Origin of the sequence: Flavobacterium ammonificans (assembly GCF_020886115.1) — a bacterium.
GTDB lineage: Bacteria > Bacteroidota > Bacteroidia > Flavobacteriales > Flavobacteriaceae > Flavobacterium > Flavobacterium ammonificans.
Genome location: NZ_AP025185.1, coordinates 1593128 through 1610753, shown reverse-complemented (window position 1 = coordinate 1610753; position 17626 = coordinate 1593128). Strand labels below are relative to the sequence as shown.

Here is a 17626-nt window from a genome sequence, read left to right as displayed (position 1 = left end):
GAATTATAATTTATCATTCTATATTTACCAATAAAAATTAATTTAATGTCCGTTATAACCTTATCAAACTCGCAAATAAGTGTCGCAATCAAAACCTTAGGAGCTGAATTATGTTCAATCAAGAATAAATTAAATAGAGAATTCATGTGGGAAGGAAATCCTAATTTTTGGGGTAAACACTCTCCTGTTTTATTTCCAATTGTTGGCACATTGAAAAACAATACGTTTTATCATAACGATACAAAATATACACTTACAAGACATGGATTTGCAAGAGATATGGAATTTGAATTAATCGAAAAAACAGAAGACAGTGCGACTTTTTCGATCCAATCCAATTCAGCAACCTTGCCAAATTATCCATTCGAGTTTGAATTACAAATTCAATATACGTTAATAAATACTACTGTAGAGATTGATTACAAAGTTGTTAATAAGGATAATTCTGAGATTCCATTTTCAATTGGGGCACATCCTGCATTTGCATTACCAAGCAGTTTTGAAGATTACAACCTTGATTTTGAAAAAGTAGAACCTTTAGAATATACTTTACTTGAAAATGATTTGGTTTCACAACAAACCGAAAAAATACATACAGACACTAATAGAGTTCCTCTAACGTATGAATTGTTTAAAAGAGATGCTTTAATTTTTAAAAAATTACAATCTAATTCACTCACTATTATTGAAGAGGAAAAACCTATTTTAAAAGTTCATTTTCAAGACTTCCCTAGCTTAGGTATTTGGACAAAAGTGGGCGCACCATTTATTTGCTTAGAACCTTGGTTTGGTTACTCTGATACCACCGAAAGCAATGGTAATCTTTTTGAAAAAGAAGGCGTTATTGTTTTAGAAGCAAACGCAAAATTTCAAGCAAAATTTAGTATAGAAATCCTTTAAACACTACTATGTTGGAATTCAACTTTACACCATTTCCAAACCTCGAAACTCATCGTTTGAATTTAAGACGTCTTACTTCTACCGATGTTAATGAAGTACTTGCGTTGCGTTCGAATCCTGAAATTATGAAGTTCATTCCGAGACCTTTAATTACTAACCAAGAGGAAGCACTTGAATTCATTATAACAATGGATACAACTATTGATTCTAATACAGTAATCAATTGGGCAATTACAACCAAAGAAAACGATAAAGTAATTGGAATGATCGGTTATTACCGAATGAAACCAGAAAACTATAGAGCCGAAGTTGGTTATCTTTTAGCAACGGAGCATCATGGAAAAGGCATCATTTCAGAAGCTTTGCAACGAGTAATTCAATTTGGGTTTGAAGAAATGGGACTAAACTCAATCGAAGCGGTGATTGATCCCGAGAATATTGCTTCAGAAAAGGTATTATTAAAGACCAATTTTGAAAAAGAAGCCTATTTTAAAGAGTATCAATTTTTTGAAGGAAAATTTTTTGACAGCGTTTTTTACTCACTTCTTAAGAAAAATTTCAAGTAACATCAATTTTTGGAAGTGTTTTGATATATAGCTCTTCTACTTTTTTTCGAGCCCAGTCCGTTTTTCGTAAAAAAGTTAAACTTGATTTTATTGATGGATTTTCATTAAAACACTTAATTTTAATTAATTCGCCAAGAGTATCAAATCCATAATATTGAACTAATTGTTCTACTATATGTTGAAGTGTAATTCCGTGAAGCGGATCTTTTGAAGATTTGTTTTCCATTTGGCAAAGATATATATTCGAAGATTAATTTGTAAAATAGTTTATAATGAAAAAGCTACTTGTATTCTTATTCCTTTTTGGTTTCCAAATTCATTTTGGCCAAAATAAAACGACCCAATATTACTTCATCAGACATGCTGAAAAAGCGGATAGTTCTAAAAATCCAGATTTATCAGAAAAAGGTTTAGAAAGAGCGCAAGAATGGAAAGCATTTTTTTCAGAAATTAATTTTGATGCTGTCTATTCTACTGATTTTAAAAGAACACTGCAAACAATTAATCCAATTGTATCAGAAAATGGTAAACTACTTAAAACATACAATCCGCAATTAGTAGACATAGAAACGTTTAAAAAGGAGACTATGGGTAAAACAATTTTAATTGTTGGTCACAGTAATACTATTTCTAAAATGGTAAACCAAATAATTAAAGAAAATAAGTACGGCGATATAGCGGAAAATCAATTTGGCAACTTGTACATTGTAACTCTATTTGAAAATCAAATACTATCACAACTCTTGCATTTAAAATAATAAAGTTCTTTTGACTTTACATTTTTTCTTTTTTGTACTACTTTTGCCTTGCTATGCAAAAAACAGTTAACATACTTAATAAGAGAGCTCGTTTTGATTATGAAATAATCGAAACCTACACTGCTGGAATTGTATTAGCAGGTACCGAAATCAAATCCATTCGTTTAGGTAAAGCGAATATCACCGAGAGCTTTTGTGAATTTAGCAATAATGAACTTTTTGCTATTAATACTTACATTGAAGAATACGCTTTTGGTAATCAATTCAATCATAAATCTAGAAGCGAACGTAAACTACTTTTAAATAAAAGGGAGTTAAAAGGATTAGCCCGAAGTGTGCAAGCCAAAGGACTTACAATTGTTCCCTTAAAAATGTTTACCAATGAAAAAGGAATGGCAAAACTTGAAATTGGTCTTTGCCGTGGAAAAAAAACATATGATAAACGAGAATCCCTGAAAGAACAAGATACGAAAAGAGATTTGGACAGAATTAAGAAAGCTTTTTGATAGAAAAGTTTTTTTTACAAAAAATTATGACTAAATTTGTCTTGACAAATAAAAACATTTAAATAGAATGAAATCACTAATCAAAAACGCTAGAGAAAAAAAAGGACTCAAAACAAGAGAACTAGCACATTTATTGGGTATAGACCAAGCTTTGATTAGTAAGTTTGAATCAGGTACAAGAAAACCAACAAAAGATCAAGTAGTTAAACTTGCTTCCCTATTGGAGATTGACTACGAAACACTGATGGTGGCGTGGTTAAAAGAAAAAATATTATACGAAATTGGTCAAGATGAATTCGCTCTAAAAGCTTTACAGGTTGCCGAAGAAGAAATACGATATGTTGCAAAAAACAACACTAATACACTTTCAAAATCTTTAGCAACACTTTTAGCTCAAATTGATGTTTTAAAAGCTAAATTAGACAGTTTTCGTCAATTTGATAGTTATAGAATTTCACAGGCTTTAGAATTGGAATACACCTTTGAAAGCAATAGAATTGAGGGAAACACCATGACCCTGCGTGAAACTGATTTAGTTATTAATGAAGGTTTGACAATTTCAGGGAAAAGTATGCGAGAGCATTTAGAGGCTATCAACCATCAGGAAGCAATAGCATTTATAAAAGAGTTAATGAAGAAAAACACTTCTTTGATTGAAAGAGAAGTTTTATCTATTCATAATCTTATTTTGAGAGGGATTCATCCTGAAGATGCAGGAAGATATAGAAAAGTACAAGTAATGATTAAAGGAAGTGGACATACTCCTCCTCAACCTTTTTTAGTAGCGAAGGAAATGGAAGATTATTTTATTTGGTATGAAACCAATAAAAATAAACTACACCCAATAGTTCTTGCCGCCGAAATGCACGAACGTTTAGTTACTATTCATCCATTTATTGATGGAAATGGCAGAACATCTCGTTTAGTAATGAACTTGATTTTATTGCAACATGGCTATGTAATTGCTAATATAAAAGGAGATTATGACAGTAGAATGAGCTATTATAAAGCCTTAGAAACTGCTCAAACTCAAAATAACAAAGAAGATTTTATCTTGTTTGTAGCTCAAATAGAAAAAGAGAGTTTGGAGCGCTATTTAGCGATTATCGGTCAATAAAAAACCCGCAAATAGCGGGTTTTTTATTTAGTTAGTATCTTCTAACAAAGGAACGAATCTAAATTCTCCAAATTCGTGTTTTTCAAATTGAGTTTCATTTTTACGAATGAGCATGGTCATAATTTGTACCTCTTCTCCCAATGGAATAACTAAACGCCCACCTATTTTTAATTGAGCCATCAAAGGTTTAGGAATTATTGGAGCGCCAGCAGTAACAATTATGCTGTCAAAAGGCGCGTGAATTTCCAATCCTTTGTATCCATCTCCAGACGAAAAGTATTTGGGACGAATTCCTAATTTTGGTAGTAAAACTGATGTTTTTTTAAACAATTCAATTTGGCGTTCTATTGTATATACTTTAGCTCCCATAGTACATAAAACAGCCGTTTGATATCCTGATCCTGTACCAATTTCTAATATTTTTTGTCCTTTTTGGACTTCTAATAATTGGGATTGAAATGCAACTGTATAAGGTTGAGAGATCGTCTGACCAGCACCAATTGGAAAAGCTTTATCTTGATAAGCATAATCTTCAAAACTAGAGTTTAGAAATAAATGTCTTGGGACTTTTTTAATTGCCTCAAGCACATTTTTATCTGTAATCTCTTTTTGTTCTAAAATGCTTACTAATTGATTACGAAGTCCTTGATGTTTGGCAGTATCTTTCAAAATTTGGGTTTTTATTTTGGTAAAAGTAACAAAGAATTTTGAATTTTAAATGCCATTTTTCAAATAGAAATCATTCAAATAATTGTCTTTATGTCCTCACTATTTAAGCAATTTATTCCTATTTTTGTACAAACTACATAATTATGCTGAAAATTGGAGTATTAGGTGCAGGTCACTTAGGTAAAATACATTTACGTTTATTACAACAGTCTGAGAAATACGAGTTAGTTGGATTCTACGATGAAAATCAAGAAAACGGAGCTAAAATTGCTGCAGAATTTGGTTACAAACAATTTGACACTATTGCTAAATTAATTCATGCTGTGGATGTTATTGATATTGTAACTCCTACACTTTCTCATTATAAATGTGCCAAAGTTTCTATCAAATCTGGAAAGCATGTATTTATTGAAAAACCAATTGCAACCACTGTTGAAGAGGCAGAAGAAATTATAGCTTTAGCTAACGAATACAAAGTCAAAGGTCAAGTAGGTCATGTAGAACGATTCAATCCCGCTTTTATTGCTACTAAAAACATGATCGAAAATCCGATGTTTATTGAAACTCATCGTTTGGCCGAATTCAATCCAAGAGGTACTGACGTTCCTGTAGTTTTAGATTTAATGATCCACGATATTGACGCTATCTTGAGTGTAGTCAATTCAAAAGTTAAAAATATTAATGCTAGCGGTGTTTCAGTTATTAGCGAAACACCGGATATTGCCAACGCCCGTATTGAATTTGAAAATGGTTGTGTGGCCAATTTGACTTCTAGCCGAATTTCGATGAAGAATATGCGTAAAACACGTTTCTTCCAAAAGGATGCGTACATCTCGGTAGATTTCCTTGAAAAAAAATGTGAAGTCGTTAAAATGAAAGATGCTCCTGAAGTTCCAGGTGACTTTGATATGATTTTACAAAATGCAGAAGGAATAAAAAAACAAATCTATTTTTCTAATCCTGATGTTCAACAAAACAACGCCATCCTTGACGAATTAGAATCTTTTGCTGATGCTATTATAAATGATACAACTCCTGTTGTGACTTTGGAGCAAGCTACGAATGCCTTACGTGTAGCGTATCAGATTATTGAATCAATGGAAAAATAATACTATACACAATGAAAACAATCGCTGTAATTGGAGCCGGAACTATGGGTAACGGAATTGCTCATACATTTGCTCAAAAAGGTTTTACTGTAAAATTAATTGATGTTTCTGAAAAGGCATTAGACAAAGGTATGGCTACCATTTCTAGTAATTTGGATAGAATGTTAGCTAAAGGAACTATCACGCAAGAAGATGTAGCTAAAACTATCACGAACATCATTACCTATACCGACATAAAAGATGGGGTGGTTGGCGTTGATTTAGTTATCGAAGCTGCTACCGAAAATGTAGATTTAAAACTAGCTATTTTCAAGCAATTGAATGAGGCTTGTTCTCATAATACAATATTGGCAACCAATACCTCGTCTATTTCAATTACTCAAATTGGAGCTGTTGTAGCGCATCCGGAACGTGTTATTGGAATGCACTTTATGAATCCTGTGCCGATTATGCAATTAGTCGAAGTTATTAGAGGTTACAATACCAGTGATGAAGTGACTCAAATTATCATGCAGCTTTCGGAAAAATTAGGAAAAACGCCCGTTGAAGTAAATGACTATCCAGGTTTTGTAGCCAATCGAATATTGATGCCCATGATTAATGAAGCGATCGAAACCTTGTACAATCAAGTTGCGGGAGTTTATGAAATTGATACCGTAATGAAATTAGGCATGGCACACCCGATGGGGCCGCTACAATTAGCTGATTTTATTGGACTAGACGTTTGTCTATCTATTCTAAATGTAATGTATGATGGTTTTAAAAATCCAAAATATGCACCCTGCCCATTATTGGTCAATATGGTTCGCGCAGGAAAATTAGGCGTAAAATCAGGAGAAGGTTTTTACAATTACGCAGAAAGCAAGAAAGCAGAAAAAGTAGCTGCTCAATTTATTTAAACTAAAGGCTCCACATGTCAATTCAAAATAATTTACGTTCTATTCAAGCTTCAATTCCTGAAAATGTAACTCTTGTAGCGGTTTCTAAAACCAAACCTGTCCCCGATTTAATGGAAGCGTATAAAGCTGGACAACGTATTTTTGGTGAAAACAAAATCCAAGAAATGACCGATAAATGGGAGGCGATGCCTAAAGACATTCAATGGCATATGATTGGACACGTTCAAACTAACAAAGTCAAGTATATGGCGCCTTATGTGAGTTTGATTCACGGAGTGGATAGTTTAAAATTACTACAAGAAATTAACAAACAAGCACAAAAAAATAACCGTGTTATTGATTGTTTATTGCAAGTGCATATTGCCGAGGAAGAGTCTAAATTTGGCTTAGACGAAGAGGAATTGGGTGAGGTACTGAAACAAGTTCAAGATGACAAAAATGAAATGAACCACATTCGAATTGTCGGATTAATGGGAATGGCAACCTTTACCAATAATCAAACTCAAGTGGGAAAAGAGTTCAGCCGTTTGAAAACGATTTTTGATCAATATGCCAATCTGAATACTAAAAACTGCCAGCTGAATACTTTATCAATGGGAATGTCTGGTGACTACAAACTTGCTATCGAATGCGGAAGTACGATGGTTCGAATTGGAAGTAGTATCTTTGGAGGACGATAAATACTAATTTTAGAGGAGATTGCTTCGTACCTCGCAATGACAAAATACTAAATCTAAATACCAATTTGTACGCAATTCTCGACATAGAAACCACCGGAGGTCAATTCAACGAAGAAGGAATTACCGAAATCGCCATCTACAAATTTGATGGTCACAAAGTGGTGGATCAATTCATCAGTTTAGTGAATCCTGAAATTCCAATTCAGCCTTTTGTGGTTAAATTGACAGGGATTAATAATGCCATGTTGCGCTCAGCACCCAAGTTTTTTGAAGTGGCTAAACGCATTATTGAAATCACTTCGGATTGTGTTATTGTCGCACACAATGCTTCATTTGATTACCGAATTTTACGCACCGAATTCAAACGTTTAGGCTTCGATTTTCAAGCCAAAACCTTATGTACCGTAGAATTGTCTAAAAAATTAATTCCCGAACAACCTTCGTATAGTTTAGGAAAATTAGTTCGCGCTTTAGGCATTCCAATGGCAGACCGACACCGAGCTAGCGGAGACGCTATGGCAACAACCAAATTATTCAAAATGCTTTTGGAAAAAGATGTCGAAAAGCAAATTTTGAACGACTTTATCAAACAAGAAATCCAAAAAGGAATTGCACCAAAACTGTTGGATATTGTAGAAAATTTACCTTCTAAAACAGGTGTTTACTACATTCATAACGAAAAAGGCGATTTGATTTACATTGGCAAAAGCCGAAATATCAAAAAGCGAATTAATCAACACTTTACGGGAACTTCTACCAAATCCAAAAAGATTCAAAGAGAAGTATTTACGGTTACTTACGAAGAAACGGGCAGCGAATTGATTGCCCTTTTGAAAGAAAGCGAAGAAATCAAAATCAACAAACCTATTTTCAATCGAGCGCAACGCAAAAGTATCTTTGAGTGGGCTTTGTATTCCGAAAAAGACACAAACGGCTATTTGAATTTACGCTTGCAGAAAGCCGATGGACGCAAAAAAGAAATCACCTCTTTTACAACACTCCAAGAAGGCAAAAATGCGCTTTTCCGTATTACCGAAAAGTACCGATTGTGTCAAAAACTGACTGGTTTATATCAAACCAATTCAGACTGCTTTCAATATAAAATCAAAGAATGTGACGGCGCTTGTATTGGAAAAGTTACCCCGGAAGAATACAACAACCGAGTACAAAAATTCATCGCCGAAAATAGTTTTGAAAACCAAAATAAAATTTTGATAGATCGTGGTCGCAATGTTAATGAGCGCTCTGCGGTTTTGATAGAAAACGGAATTTACAAAGGCTATGCTTTTTATGATTTGAATTACCAAGTAACCCATATTGATATTCTTAAAAATATTTTGATTCCGATGCAACACAATCGTGATGCAAAAACAATTATCCAAGGACAAATTAGAAGAAGTAAAACACTAAAAACAATTTCGTTTTAATTTTAAGTCTTCAAGCCTTAAAACTATGTTTAGAATTCACAATATATGAAATACCTCATAACAATCATTGGTCCAACGGCAATAGGAAAAACTTCCTTAAGCATTGCTTTGGCTCAACATTTTAAATGTGAGATAATTTCGTGTGACAGTCGTCAATTTTTCAAAGAAATGCAAATTGGTACCGCAGTTCCAAGTCAAGATGAATTGACTGCCGCTCCACATCACTTCATTCAAAATAAATCCATTTTTGAGAACTATACCGTTGGCGATTATGAAAAAGAAGCCATTGCAAAACTTAACGAATTGTATCAAACCAACGACTATGTCATTTTAGTAGGTGGTTCGGGTTTGTATGTTGATGCTGTTTTAAAAGGTTTTGATTCCTTTCCAGATATTGATACCGCTGTTCGAGATGAAGTAAATAGAAACTTTGAAAAAAATGGGATTGCGTACTTACAAGAAAAATTAGAACAACTTGACCTAGTCTATTTTGAAAAAATTAAACTTGAAAATCCGCAAACGCTTCAAAACCCTCAACGTATGATGCGATTTGTAGAAGTTTGCATTGGAACTGGACAACCCTACTCCTCTTTCTTAAATCAAACTAAAAACAATCGAAATTTTACACCAATCATTATTGGTTTAGAGGCTGAACGTAGCGTTATGTATGATCGAATTAATCAACGGGTAGACATCATGCTCAATGAAGGCCTTTTGGCAGAAGCCAAAGAATTATATCCGCACAAAGAATTAAACGCATTACAAACCGTGGGCTATCGCGAATTATTCCGTTATTTTGATGGTGACGATAGTTTAGAATTCGCCATTGAAGAAATCAAAAAGAACACTCGCCGTTTTTCTAAACGACAAATAACTTGGTTTAAAAGAACCGAAAATGCGAAGTGGTTTGATTATTTATGCGATAGAAAAGAAATTATAGACTACATCAATAAATCTACAACACATCAACCCTAATTATTTATATGCCAATTTCTCCTAATTTCACTTCTATTTTAAGCAAAGAATGGGAAATCAATTTTACCCAATGTGCACCCAATGGCTATTTAAAATACACCGAATTGTGTAATATATTGCAAATGACCGCTGCGGCACATTCTGAAGTAGGCGGCATTAGTTTTACTGATATGCAGGAGTACAACCAAGCTTGGGTATTGAGCCGAATGCGAGTAGAAGTGAGTGAATTACCTCAATGGCGTGATGTAGTTACTGTTAAAACGTGGATTAATTCATTAGAAAATTCCCGTTCCGTTCGTGCTTTAGAAATGTATGTTAATGGAAAAAAGATTGTAGGTTCTGAAACATTCTGGGCGGTTTTTAATACGGAAATTCGTCGTCCCGAAGCCTTGGCTTTGCCTTACGAACATTTTGAATTATTTCCTGACAATAAAGCCACACAAGAAACTTTTTCTAAAATCAGCCTCAACCACGATAAAGAAATGGTGTTTCAAAAAACAGTTCGCTTATCCGATTTGGATATTGTCAATCACGCCAATAATGTCAAGTATTTAGAATGGTGTTTGGATCTAGTCGATGAAACCAAAATTCTGAACCAAAAAATTGAAAGTTTTGAAATGAATTTCATAAAAGAACTATCGTTAAAAAACGAAGTGGTTATTCACGAAAAAAGCGAGGAAAACACTACTATTTTTAGTATTACCAAAGAAGATAAAAGCTGTTTTGCCCTGCAATTGAATTGGAAATAATAATTGTTCATTTTTTATTTTAACAAAAAAATAACATAAATTTGTATATACAAATAAAAAATACACTACATTTGTACCTACAAATTACGTAGAGACAAATATGAAAATCGAAGAGATCTTAAAATCAACTGTACCTATGGATAATTCTAAAAAAATTATCATGAACATTATGTATACCCAAAACATAATTGCAGAAAATTTTAATGAAATTTTAAAACCCTTTGATATTTCTTCTGAACAATTTAATGTGTTACGCATCTTGCGTGGTCAAAAAGGGAATCCTACTAATATGTTTGTGATTCAAGAGCGTATGTTAGCTAAAACGAGTAATACCACTCGTTTAGTAGATAAACTCTTGTTGAAAGAATTAGTAACTCGTGAAGTTTGTCCTGATAATCGTAGAAAAATTGAAGTTACTATTACTAAAAAAGGTTTGGCTATTCTAGCTGAGTTAGAACCTAAAGTTAAAATGCATGAAGACTCTTATTCTCAAAAATTAACTGAAGAAGAGCGCATTCAGTTGAACGAATTATTAGAAAAATTTAGAAATTAATTAAACCCCTATAATGAGTACATTTTTAGAAAACCAGAATTGGAGATATGCTACAAAGAAATTTGATGCTACAAAAAAAATTACAGATGCTGATTTAGCATTTCTGAAAGAAGCAATTCGCTTGAGTACATCATCGTATGGTTTACAACCTTACAAAGTTTTCATCATAGAAAATCCTGAACTAAGAGCTAAATTAGTAGCTGCATCTTATGGTCAAGCGCAAGTTGCTGATGCTTCTCACCTCTTGGTTTTTGCCAATGAATTGAATTTTGGCGAAGCAGGAATTAATCAATTAGCAGCAACAATCTGCAAAACAAGAGAATTACCATTAGAAGCTATTCAAGGATATGTCGATTTTATGAAAGGAAACATTACTGGTTTGCCAGAAGAAACAAGAAATATTTGGACAGCAAAACAAACCTATTTAGCTTTGGGAAATTTATTGAATGCTGCTGCTGAACTTCATATTGATGTTACCCCAATGGAAGGATTTATACCAGAGCAAGTTAATGAAATCTTAGGATTAGAGAAATTAGGTCTTAACGCAACTTTATTAGCTCCAATAGGTTACAGACATGCTGAAGACGCAACTCAACATCACAAAAAAGTTAGAAAATCAAACGAAGAATTATTTATCACACTTTAATATTAACAATCCAAATTTAAAACAAATGAAAAATTTAAAAACAATTGCATTCGCATTAGTTGTAGCTTTAGCTACAGTATCGGTATCAGCTCAAACCAAAAAAATTGACGCTGCAAAAAGTTCTATTAACTGGTTAGGAAAAAAAGTTACAGGACAACACAACGGAACAGTAAACTTTAAAGATGGTGCTTTAGTTTTCAACGGGAAAAAAGTAGCTGGTGGAAACTTCACAGTAGACATGACATCTTTAACTGCTACTGATTTACAAGGTGAATACCAAGGTAAATTAAATGGTCACTTGAAAGCAGATGATTTCTTTGGAACTGAAAAATTCCCAACAGCTAAACTAGTTTTCAAAAAAGTAGTTGCAAAATCAGCAAATGTATTTTCGGTAACTGGAGATTTGACTATCAAAGGAATTACTAAACCAATTACATTTGATTTAACTACAACAGCTAACTCAGCTACTACTAAATTTATGGTAGACAGAACAAAATATGACATCAAATACGGTTCAGGAACTTTCTTTACTTCAATTGGAGACAAAGCGATTGCTGACGAATTTGAATTAGATGTAACCTTGAAATTCTAATATTTCAACTTCAAATTATAAAAAGCTCTAACAAATGTTAGGGCTTTTTTTTGTTCCAAAACAAAAATAGTTACAAAATAGAATTCCTAATTCCCAATTCCTAACTACCTTTGCACTTTCAATAAATTCATTATTATGAACCTACAACAAATTCCACAAATTAAACATACTGATAGTGACAACTTTTTTTTATTGGCAGGCCCTTGCGCTATTGAAGGCGAGGAAATGGCTTTGCGAATTGCCGAAAAGTTAGTTGGTATAACTGACAAATTAGAAATTCCTTTTGTTTTTAAAGGATCATTTAAAAAAGCCAATCGTTCTAGAATTGATAGCTTCTCTGGAATTGGAGACGAAAAAGCATTAAAAATTCTTCGCAAAGTATCCGAAACTTTTATTGTTCCAACGGTAACCGATATTCACACGAATGAGGATGCAGATAAAGCAGCCCAATATGTTGATGTATTGCAAATTCCCGCGTTTTTAGTTCGCCAAACCGATTTAGTGGTCGCTGCTGCCAATACTGGAAAAACAGTCAACTTGAAAAAAGGACAATTTATGAGTCCAGAAAGTATGAAACATGCGGTTCAAAAAGTATTAGATTGCAACAACCAAAACGTAATGGTTACTGATAGAGGAACTATGTTTGGTTATCAAGATATGATTGTAGACTACCGAGGCATTCCTACGATGCAACAATATGCTACGACTGTTCTTGATGTAACCCATTCATTACAACAACCTAACCAAACTGTTGGTGTTACAGGAGGAAGACCTGATATGATTGAAACAGTTGCTAAAGCTGGAATTGCAGTTGGTGTAGATGGAATTTTCATCGAAACCCATTTTGATCCTGCTAATGCGAAAAGTGATGGTGCTAATATGTTGCATTTGGATTATTTTGAAGAGTTAATGACCAAATTAGTTGCCATTAGAAAAACTATAAATCAATTTTAAATTACCCCAAATCGTTGAAAAATATAATTTTTACTACTTCTTTATTTTTAATTACACTTACTTTATTTTCTCAAGATACTATTCAAAATCAAGACAAATACACCGCCCATAAAAAAGGTAAAATCTTTATATCATGGGGAGGAAATCGTGAAACCTATTCAAAATCGGATATTCAATTTAAAGGAACTGATTATGATTTCACTATTTATGATGTATCCGCGCATGACAAACCAAAGGGATGGCATATAGACTATATTAATCCGGGACGTATGACGATTCCCCAAACTAATTTAAGAGTTGGATATTTCGTTAATGATCATTATAGTGTCGCGCTTGGAGTTGATCATATGAAGTATGTAATGAATCAGGGGATTACTGTAAATTACACTGGTAACTATCCTAACAGAAACTCTTATGGCGAAGCCGTTGGAAACAATCAAGTGTTACTGACAGAGGATTTTTTAACTTTTGAACATACAGATGGTTTGAACTATATCAATACAGAAGTCTCTCGACATGATGATATTTCAAAATTATTTAAAATTATTGATACCGACAAAATTCAAGTTAATGTAACAGAAGGAATTGGTCTAGGAGTATTGTATCCAAAAACAAATGCAAAAGTATTCAACAAGCAAAGACATGATGATTTCCATCTGTCTGGATATGGAGCATCAATCAAAGCAGGTTTAAATCTAACTTTTTTCAAACATTTTTATATTCAAACTGAAGTGAAAGGAGGCTATATTAATATGCCTGATATTCAAACCACTTTTAGTGCTTCTGATTCGGCTTCACAAGAATTCTTTTTCTTCCAAAAAATTATTGCTTTTGGTGGAATATTTAGAGTTTAATTAAAATCTATAAATACAAAAAAGGCTTCTTACGAAGCCTTTTTTATTATTCCATAATTCCGTTTTGATCTATTAAATATAGTAATGAGGTCATTGTTGCAGCACCTAATTCCAACTCTCTTTTATTTATTGCATCAAAATTATCATTTAATGCGTGATGGTAATCAAAATAGCGTTGTGAATCGGGTTTTAATCCTGCCTTGACAATTTTACCAGAACTAAGCGGATTAATATCTGCACCAGCACCTCCTTTTACAAAACTATGAATCAAATACGGCTCAAATAGATTTTTCCAAGAGGAAATACGTTGAAAATTAGCATCATCAGCTTCTATAGAAAATCCTCTAGGGCTAAATCCACCCGAATCACTTTCTAATGCAAAAATGTGGTTCTCGTTATTTGTTTTCGCTAATTCAGCATATTTTTTTCCTCCTCTACCTCCATTCTCTTCATTCATAAACAATACTACACGTATCGTGTTTTTTGGTTTATAACCCAACCTTTTAAATATATGAAGTGCTTCCATACTTTGCACCACTCCTGCACCATCATCGTGAGAACCATCGGCTAAATCCCAAGAATCCAAATGACCTCCAACAACCATTATATTATCCGGATGCTCTGATCCCTTAATTTCGCCAACAACATTATACGACAAAACATCTTCCATTTGCTCACAGGATTGCTTAAAGTAGAATTTTAACCCTGGATTAGCTTTTAATTTTTGACTTAATAATTCTGCTCCATTGGTACTGATAGCTGCAGTTGGAATGTATTCAGAAGGTTGTAAATCACCATAACTTTGGGCACCTGTATGCGGATAATCATCTAAACGTAAATTCATAGAACGTACAATTGTTCCTACTGCTCCAAATTTAGCCGCTTCTTTAGCACCAGCATAACGTTGATCTACACAACCACCATACGACTTAAATGTTTCAATAAAAGTAGGATCCATTGGTCGGTTATAAAAAACGATTTTTCCTTTGATTTTGTCTCCCCATTTTTTTAGATCCTCAATTCCTTGCACTTCAATAACCCCAGCTGTCAAACCATTTTTAGGAGTGGCAACAGAACCGCCTAAAGCGGCAATTGGAACAGTGATTTTTGTCTTATTATCCAAAATATAAGCAGTCTCTTTTTCACCACGAACCCATTTTGGCACCATCACTTCTTGCAAATAAACTTTGTCTAAACCTAAGGCTTCCAGTTGTGCTTTGGTATATTGAACTGCTTTTTCCGCATTTTCAGAACCCGATAATCTTGCCCCTATTTTATTGGATAAATGCTCTAACCAAGAATAACATTTTCCATTAGTTAAACTTGAATTATAAATATCTTTCAGCATTTTTTCGTCTGAAGTTTGAGCCAAAACACTCATTCCACTCAAGAAAAAAGCTCCTATGATAACTGATTTTTTCATAACTATTTATTGTATTAGTAAGGCAATTTCGGAATTCTTTTTTAAATACGTTCCACAAAAGCATAAAAAAACCCGCTTATTCAGAAAGCAGGTTTTAAATTTTATTGAATTGGCTCAAAACTAATAGCGGTTCCTCCGCCAGGTGCTAAATTCAATTGTATTTTTGAAGCATTCGTAACTTCTATTGAACGAATTTTATAGGCTTTTGGATTATTTTTCCAATCAGCGCCTTTTGCATCTTCGTAAATCGTCGCTTTGTATTTTTTCCCTTTAGTTAAAAAGTCCAATTTGATTTGAGTTTTTCTTGCATTTTCATCTGTAATAGCTCCTAAAAACCAAGATTGTTTTCCTTTTGTTTTTCTTGCAACAGTTAAATAATCGCCAGGTTCTGCTTGTAAATATTTTGTTTCGTCCCAATCTAAAGCTACATCTTTAATAAATTGAAAAGCGTCCGAATATTTTTCATAATTTTCAGGTAAGTCAGCTGCCATTTGAATTGGAGAATACATTGTCACATACAAAGCCAATTGTTTTGCCAAAGTAGTATGCACTTGCTCCGTTTTATTTTTGTCATAATGACTCATTTTAATTTCAAAAATTCCGGGTGTGTAATCCATTGGTCCGCCTAACTGACGAGTAAACGGCAAAATCGTTTCGTGCATTGGCGGATTACCAATACTCCAAGCGTTGAACTCGTTACCACGCGCAGCCTCTGCAGCGACATAATTGGGATAGGTTCTACCAAGTCCTGTCGGATGAGAGGATTCATGAGAATTGACCATCAATTTATAATCAGCAGCACGTTTAACTACATGTGCAAAATGATTCACCATGGTTTGTCCATCGTGCATTTCTCCTCGCGGAATAATCTTCCCAACATAGCCTGTTTTCACAGCTGGATAATTGTATTTCACCATGTTTTCAAACGCACGATCCAAACGTCTTTCATAATTCGCCACCGATCCCGAAGTTTCGTGGTGCATAATCATTTTTACATTCTTCGATTTGGCGTAGGCCGAAATTCCAGCAATATCAAAATCAGGATAAGGAGTAACAAAGTCAAATACTTCTTCTTTCCAATTGCCTGACCAATCTTCCCAACCTTCGTTCCAACCTTCTACTAAAACGCCGTCAAAACCATGTTTTGCAGCAAAATCAATATAGCGTTTGGTGTTCTCAGTAGTCGCTCCGTGTCCCACGGATTTCTTCAATTCGGTTCCGAAATTAGTTGCATTTTGAGAACCTGCATAATCCCAAGTCGAATTTCCTACGTGCATTTCCCACCAAATTCCAACATATTTCATTGGTTTTATCCACGAAGTATCTTCTATTTTCGAAGGCTCATTCAAATTCAAAATCATTTTAGAACCTACAATATCACGAGCATCATCACTAATCATAATCGTTCTCCAAGGCGATACACAGGGTGTTTGCAAATAGGCTTTGTCTCCAATAGCATTTGGCACTAATTCTGATTTCAGTTTATAATTTGTCACATCAGCTTTCAAGTGCATAACAGGATAGTTGATCACCGCTGCTTCAAAAATATTTAAATACAAACCCGATGGTGACTTCATCATTAAAGGCGTTTGAATAGTATATTTTCCAGGAATGGACTTCACTCCAATTCCGTTATTCATATTGATTTTTGAATTGTCAATTTCAGAGAATTGGGTTTCGTTGTATTCGTATTCATTGCTATCAAAATCGCCTGGTAACCAGAATACTTTATTGTTTTCGTTCAAATTGAATTCTGTCAATTCATCCGAAATAATAAAATAATTTAGCTCTTTTTGCTTTGGGAAATCATATCGTAAAGCAACTCCTTCATCAAACGCTCTAAACACTAAATTCAGTTTTATATTCGTTCCTTTTTGAACTAAACTAACTACTAATTCATTGTAATGATTCAAGATTGTAGCCTGTTCGCCTAAAACAGGTTTCCATGGTTCATTGAATGTGCTATTCTTTGAAGATTGGATTTCAAAATTGGCATCCAATGACGGTTTGTCCTTTAGTTTAATTCCTAAATCACTTGTCGTTACAACTGTTTTTTCCTTATAATTAACTGCATAAGTTGGCTGTCCAGTTGAAGTTAATGTAAATGTTAAAGCGATTTTTCCAGAAGGAGAATTGACTGTTTGCGCTTGTGTAAATCCAAAAGTAAACAAGGCAAAAAGAGAAAATAAATGTTTCATTATACTAAATTTAAGAATGCGAATATACTTGAATTTTTACTTACATTATAC

General features: G+C 33.7%; 20 protein-coding genes. 16 read left to right on the top strand and 4 right to left on the bottom strand.

Annotated features, from left to right (window positions below):
* Positions 1–45 precede the first annotated feature (45 nt).
* A complete protein-coding gene (locus tag LPC20_RS07140; RefSeq protein ID WP_229323924.1) occupies positions 46–900 on the top strand; it encodes an aldose 1-epimerase family protein in 855 nt (284 codons plus the stop codon).
* Positions 901–908: 8 nt separating this feature from the next.
* Positions 909–1466: a GNAT family N-acetyltransferase gene (locus LPC20_RS07135; protein ID WP_229323922.1), complete on the top strand. Its 558-nt coding sequence runs from the start codon at positions 909–911 to the stop codon at positions 1464–1466.
* Here LPC20_RS07135 and LPC20_RS07130 read toward each other — a convergent pair.
* Positions 1459–1692 carry a VF530 family protein gene (locus tag LPC20_RS07130; RefSeq protein ID WP_229323920.1) on the bottom strand — a complete coding sequence of 78 codons (234 nt, stop codon included), beginning with the start codon at positions 1690–1692 and terminating at the stop codon, positions 1459–1461. The two genes, LPC20_RS07135 and LPC20_RS07130, sit on opposite strands and share 8 nt — an antisense overlap.
* Before the next feature lie 46 nt (positions 1693–1738).
* Here LPC20_RS07130 and LPC20_RS07125 point away from each other — a divergent pair, with 46 nt between their 5' ends.
* From LPC20_RS07125 to LPC20_RS07115, 3 genes are all read left to right on the top strand, one after another.
* Entirely contained in the window at positions 1739–2224 is a 486-nt protein-coding gene (locus tag LPC20_RS07125; protein WP_229323918.1) for a phosphoglycerate mutase family protein, read from the top strand.
* Positions 2225–2277: 53 nt separating this feature from the next.
* Entirely contained in the window at positions 2278–2730 is a 453-nt protein-coding gene (smpB, locus tag LPC20_RS07120; RefSeq protein WP_229323916.1) for an SsrA-binding protein SmpB, read from the top strand.
* Between the two features lie 67 nt (positions 2731–2797).
* Entirely contained in the window at positions 2798–3847 is a 1050-nt protein-coding gene (locus LPC20_RS07115) for a Fic family protein (RefSeq protein ID WP_229323914.1), read from the top strand.
* 27 nt (positions 3848–3874) lie between these two features.
* Here LPC20_RS07115 and LPC20_RS07110 read toward each other — a convergent pair whose 3' ends face one another.
* Positions 3875–4516: a protein-L-isoaspartate(D-aspartate) O-methyltransferase gene (locus LPC20_RS07110; RefSeq protein ID WP_229323912.1), complete on the bottom strand. Its 642-nt coding sequence runs from the start codon at positions 4514–4516 to the stop codon at positions 3875–3877.
* A gap of 143 nt (positions 4517–4659) precedes the next feature.
* Here LPC20_RS07110 and LPC20_RS07105 point away from each other — a divergent pair, with 143 nt between their 5' ends.
* The 11 genes from LPC20_RS07105 (at position 4660) to LPC20_RS07055 (ending at position 13954) form a co-directional block, all read left to right on the top strand.
* Positions 4660–5625, top strand: coding sequence for a Gfo/Idh/MocA family protein (locus tag LPC20_RS07105; protein WP_229323910.1), 966 nt, complete (start codon positions 4660–4662; stop codon positions 5623–5625).
* Positions 5626–5636: 11 nt separating this feature from the next.
* Positions 5637–6524 (top strand): 3-hydroxyacyl-CoA dehydrogenase family protein, encoded by an 888-nt coding sequence (locus LPC20_RS07100; protein WP_229323908.1) that lies wholly within the window; start codon positions 5637–5639, stop codon positions 6522–6524.
* Positions 6525–6538: 14 nt separating this feature from the next.
* Positions 6539–7204, top strand: a complete 666-nt coding sequence (locus LPC20_RS07095; RefSeq protein ID WP_229323906.1) for a YggS family pyridoxal phosphate-dependent enzyme — start codon at positions 6539–6541, stop codon at positions 7202–7204.
* Positions 7205–7269: 65 nt separating this feature from the next.
* Positions 7270–8631, top strand: coding sequence for an exonuclease domain-containing protein (locus LPC20_RS07090; RefSeq protein WP_229323904.1), 1362 nt, complete (start codon positions 7270–7272; stop codon positions 8629–8631).
* A 45-nt stretch (positions 8632–8676) separates the two neighbouring features.
* Positions 8677–9606, top strand: coding sequence for a tRNA (adenosine(37)-N6)-dimethylallyltransferase MiaA (gene miaA, locus LPC20_RS07085; RefSeq protein WP_229323902.1), 930 nt, complete (start codon positions 8677–8679; stop codon positions 9604–9606).
* A gap of 8 nt (positions 9607–9614) precedes the next feature.
* On the top strand, positions 9615–10355 hold the full coding sequence (locus tag LPC20_RS07080; protein WP_229323900.1) for an acyl-[acyl-carrier-protein] thioesterase: 741 nt from the start codon (positions 9615–9617) through the stop codon (positions 10353–10355).
* 100 nt (positions 10356–10455) lie between these two features.
* Positions 10456–10908 carry a MarR family winged helix-turn-helix transcriptional regulator gene (locus LPC20_RS07075; RefSeq protein WP_229323897.1) on the top strand — a complete coding sequence of 151 codons (453 nt, stop codon included), beginning with the start codon at positions 10456–10458 and terminating at the stop codon, positions 10906–10908.
* 13 nt (positions 10909–10921) lie between these two features.
* Positions 10922–11554, top strand: coding sequence for an NAD(P)H-dependent oxidoreductase (locus tag LPC20_RS07070; protein WP_229323895.1), 633 nt, complete (start codon positions 10922–10924; stop codon positions 11552–11554).
* 25 nt (positions 11555–11579) lie between these two features.
* Entirely contained in the window at positions 11580–12146 is a 567-nt protein-coding gene (locus LPC20_RS07065) for a YceI family protein (RefSeq protein ID WP_229323893.1), read from the top strand.
* A gap of 135 nt (positions 12147–12281) precedes the next feature.
* Positions 12282–13100 carry a 3-deoxy-8-phosphooctulonate synthase gene (gene kdsA / locus LPC20_RS07060; protein WP_229323892.1) on the top strand — a complete coding sequence of 273 codons (819 nt, stop codon included), beginning with the start codon at positions 12282–12284 and terminating at the stop codon, positions 13098–13100.
* 14 nt (positions 13101–13114) lie between these two features.
* On the top strand, positions 13115–13954 hold the full coding sequence (locus LPC20_RS07055; protein WP_229323890.1) for a hypothetical protein: 840 nt from the start codon (positions 13115–13117) through the stop codon (positions 13952–13954).
* A 46-nt stretch (positions 13955–14000) separates the two neighbouring features.
* On the opposite strand, the gene LPC20_RS07050 is transcribed toward LPC20_RS07055, so the two are convergent.
* Positions 14001–15377, bottom strand: coding sequence for a M20/M25/M40 family metallo-hydrolase (locus LPC20_RS07050; protein ID WP_229323888.1), 1377 nt, complete (start codon positions 15375–15377; stop codon positions 14001–14003).
* A gap of 101 nt (positions 15378–15478) precedes the next feature.
* Positions 15479–17575, bottom strand: coding sequence for a glycoside hydrolase family 97 protein (locus LPC20_RS07045; protein ID WP_229323886.1), 2097 nt, complete (start codon positions 17573–17575; stop codon positions 15479–15481).
* Positions 17576–17626 lie beyond the last annotated feature (51 nt).

What these genes read in the sequence shown, in the direction of transcription:
- LPC20_RS07140 (WP_229323924.1), top strand. Translation starts at nt 46, where the DNA reads ATGTCCGTTATAACCTTATCAAACTCGCAAATAAGTGTCGCAATCAAA.
- LPC20_RS07135 (WP_229323922.1), top strand. Translation starts at nt 909, where the DNA reads ATGTTGGAATTCAACTTTACACCATTTCCAAACCTCGAAACTCATCGT.
- LPC20_RS07130 (WP_229323920.1), bottom strand. Translation starts at nt 1,692, where the DNA reads ATGGAAAACAAATCTTCAAAAGATCCGCTTCACGGAATTACACTTCAA.
- LPC20_RS07125 (WP_229323918.1), top strand. Translation starts at nt 1,739, where the DNA reads ATGAAAAAGCTACTTGTATTCTTATTCCTTTTTGGTTTCCAAATTCAT.
- smpB (WP_229323916.1), top strand. Translation starts at nt 2,278, where the DNA reads ATGCAAAAAACAGTTAACATACTTAATAAGAGAGCTCGTTTTGATTAT.
- LPC20_RS07115 (WP_229323914.1), top strand. Translation starts at nt 2,798, where the DNA reads ATGAAATCACTAATCAAAAACGCTAGAGAAAAAAAAGGACTCAAAACA.
- LPC20_RS07105 (WP_229323910.1), top strand. Translation starts at nt 4,660, where the DNA reads ATGCTGAAAATTGGAGTATTAGGTGCAGGTCACTTAGGTAAAATACAT.
- LPC20_RS07100 (WP_229323908.1), top strand. Translation starts at nt 5,637, where the DNA reads ATGAAAACAATCGCTGTAATTGGAGCCGGAACTATGGGTAACGGAATT.
- LPC20_RS07095 (WP_229323906.1), top strand. Translation starts at nt 6,539, where the DNA reads ATGTCAATTCAAAATAATTTACGTTCTATTCAAGCTTCAATTCCTGAA.
- miaA (WP_229323902.1), top strand. Translation starts at nt 8,677, where the DNA reads ATGAAATACCTCATAACAATCATTGGTCCAACGGCAATAGGAAAAACT.
- LPC20_RS07080 (WP_229323900.1), top strand. Translation starts at nt 9,615, where the DNA reads ATGCCAATTTCTCCTAATTTCACTTCTATTTTAAGCAAAGAATGGGAA.
- LPC20_RS07075 (WP_229323897.1), top strand. Translation starts at nt 10,456, where the DNA reads ATGAAAATCGAAGAGATCTTAAAATCAACTGTACCTATGGATAATTCT.
- LPC20_RS07070 (WP_229323895.1), top strand. Translation starts at nt 10,922, where the DNA reads ATGAGTACATTTTTAGAAAACCAGAATTGGAGATATGCTACAAAGAAA.
- LPC20_RS07065 (WP_229323893.1), top strand. Translation starts at nt 11,580, where the DNA reads ATGAAAAATTTAAAAACAATTGCATTCGCATTAGTTGTAGCTTTAGCT.
- kdsA (WP_229323892.1), top strand. Translation starts at nt 12,282, where the DNA reads ATGAACCTACAACAAATTCCACAAATTAAACATACTGATAGTGACAAC.
- LPC20_RS07050 (WP_229323888.1), bottom strand. Translation starts at nt 15,377, where the DNA reads ATGAAAAAATCAGTTATCATAGGAGCTTTTTTCTTGAGTGGAATGAGT.
- LPC20_RS07045 (WP_229323886.1), bottom strand. Translation starts at nt 17,575, where the DNA reads ATGAAACATTTATTTTCTCTTTTTGCCTTGTTTACTTTTGGATTTACA.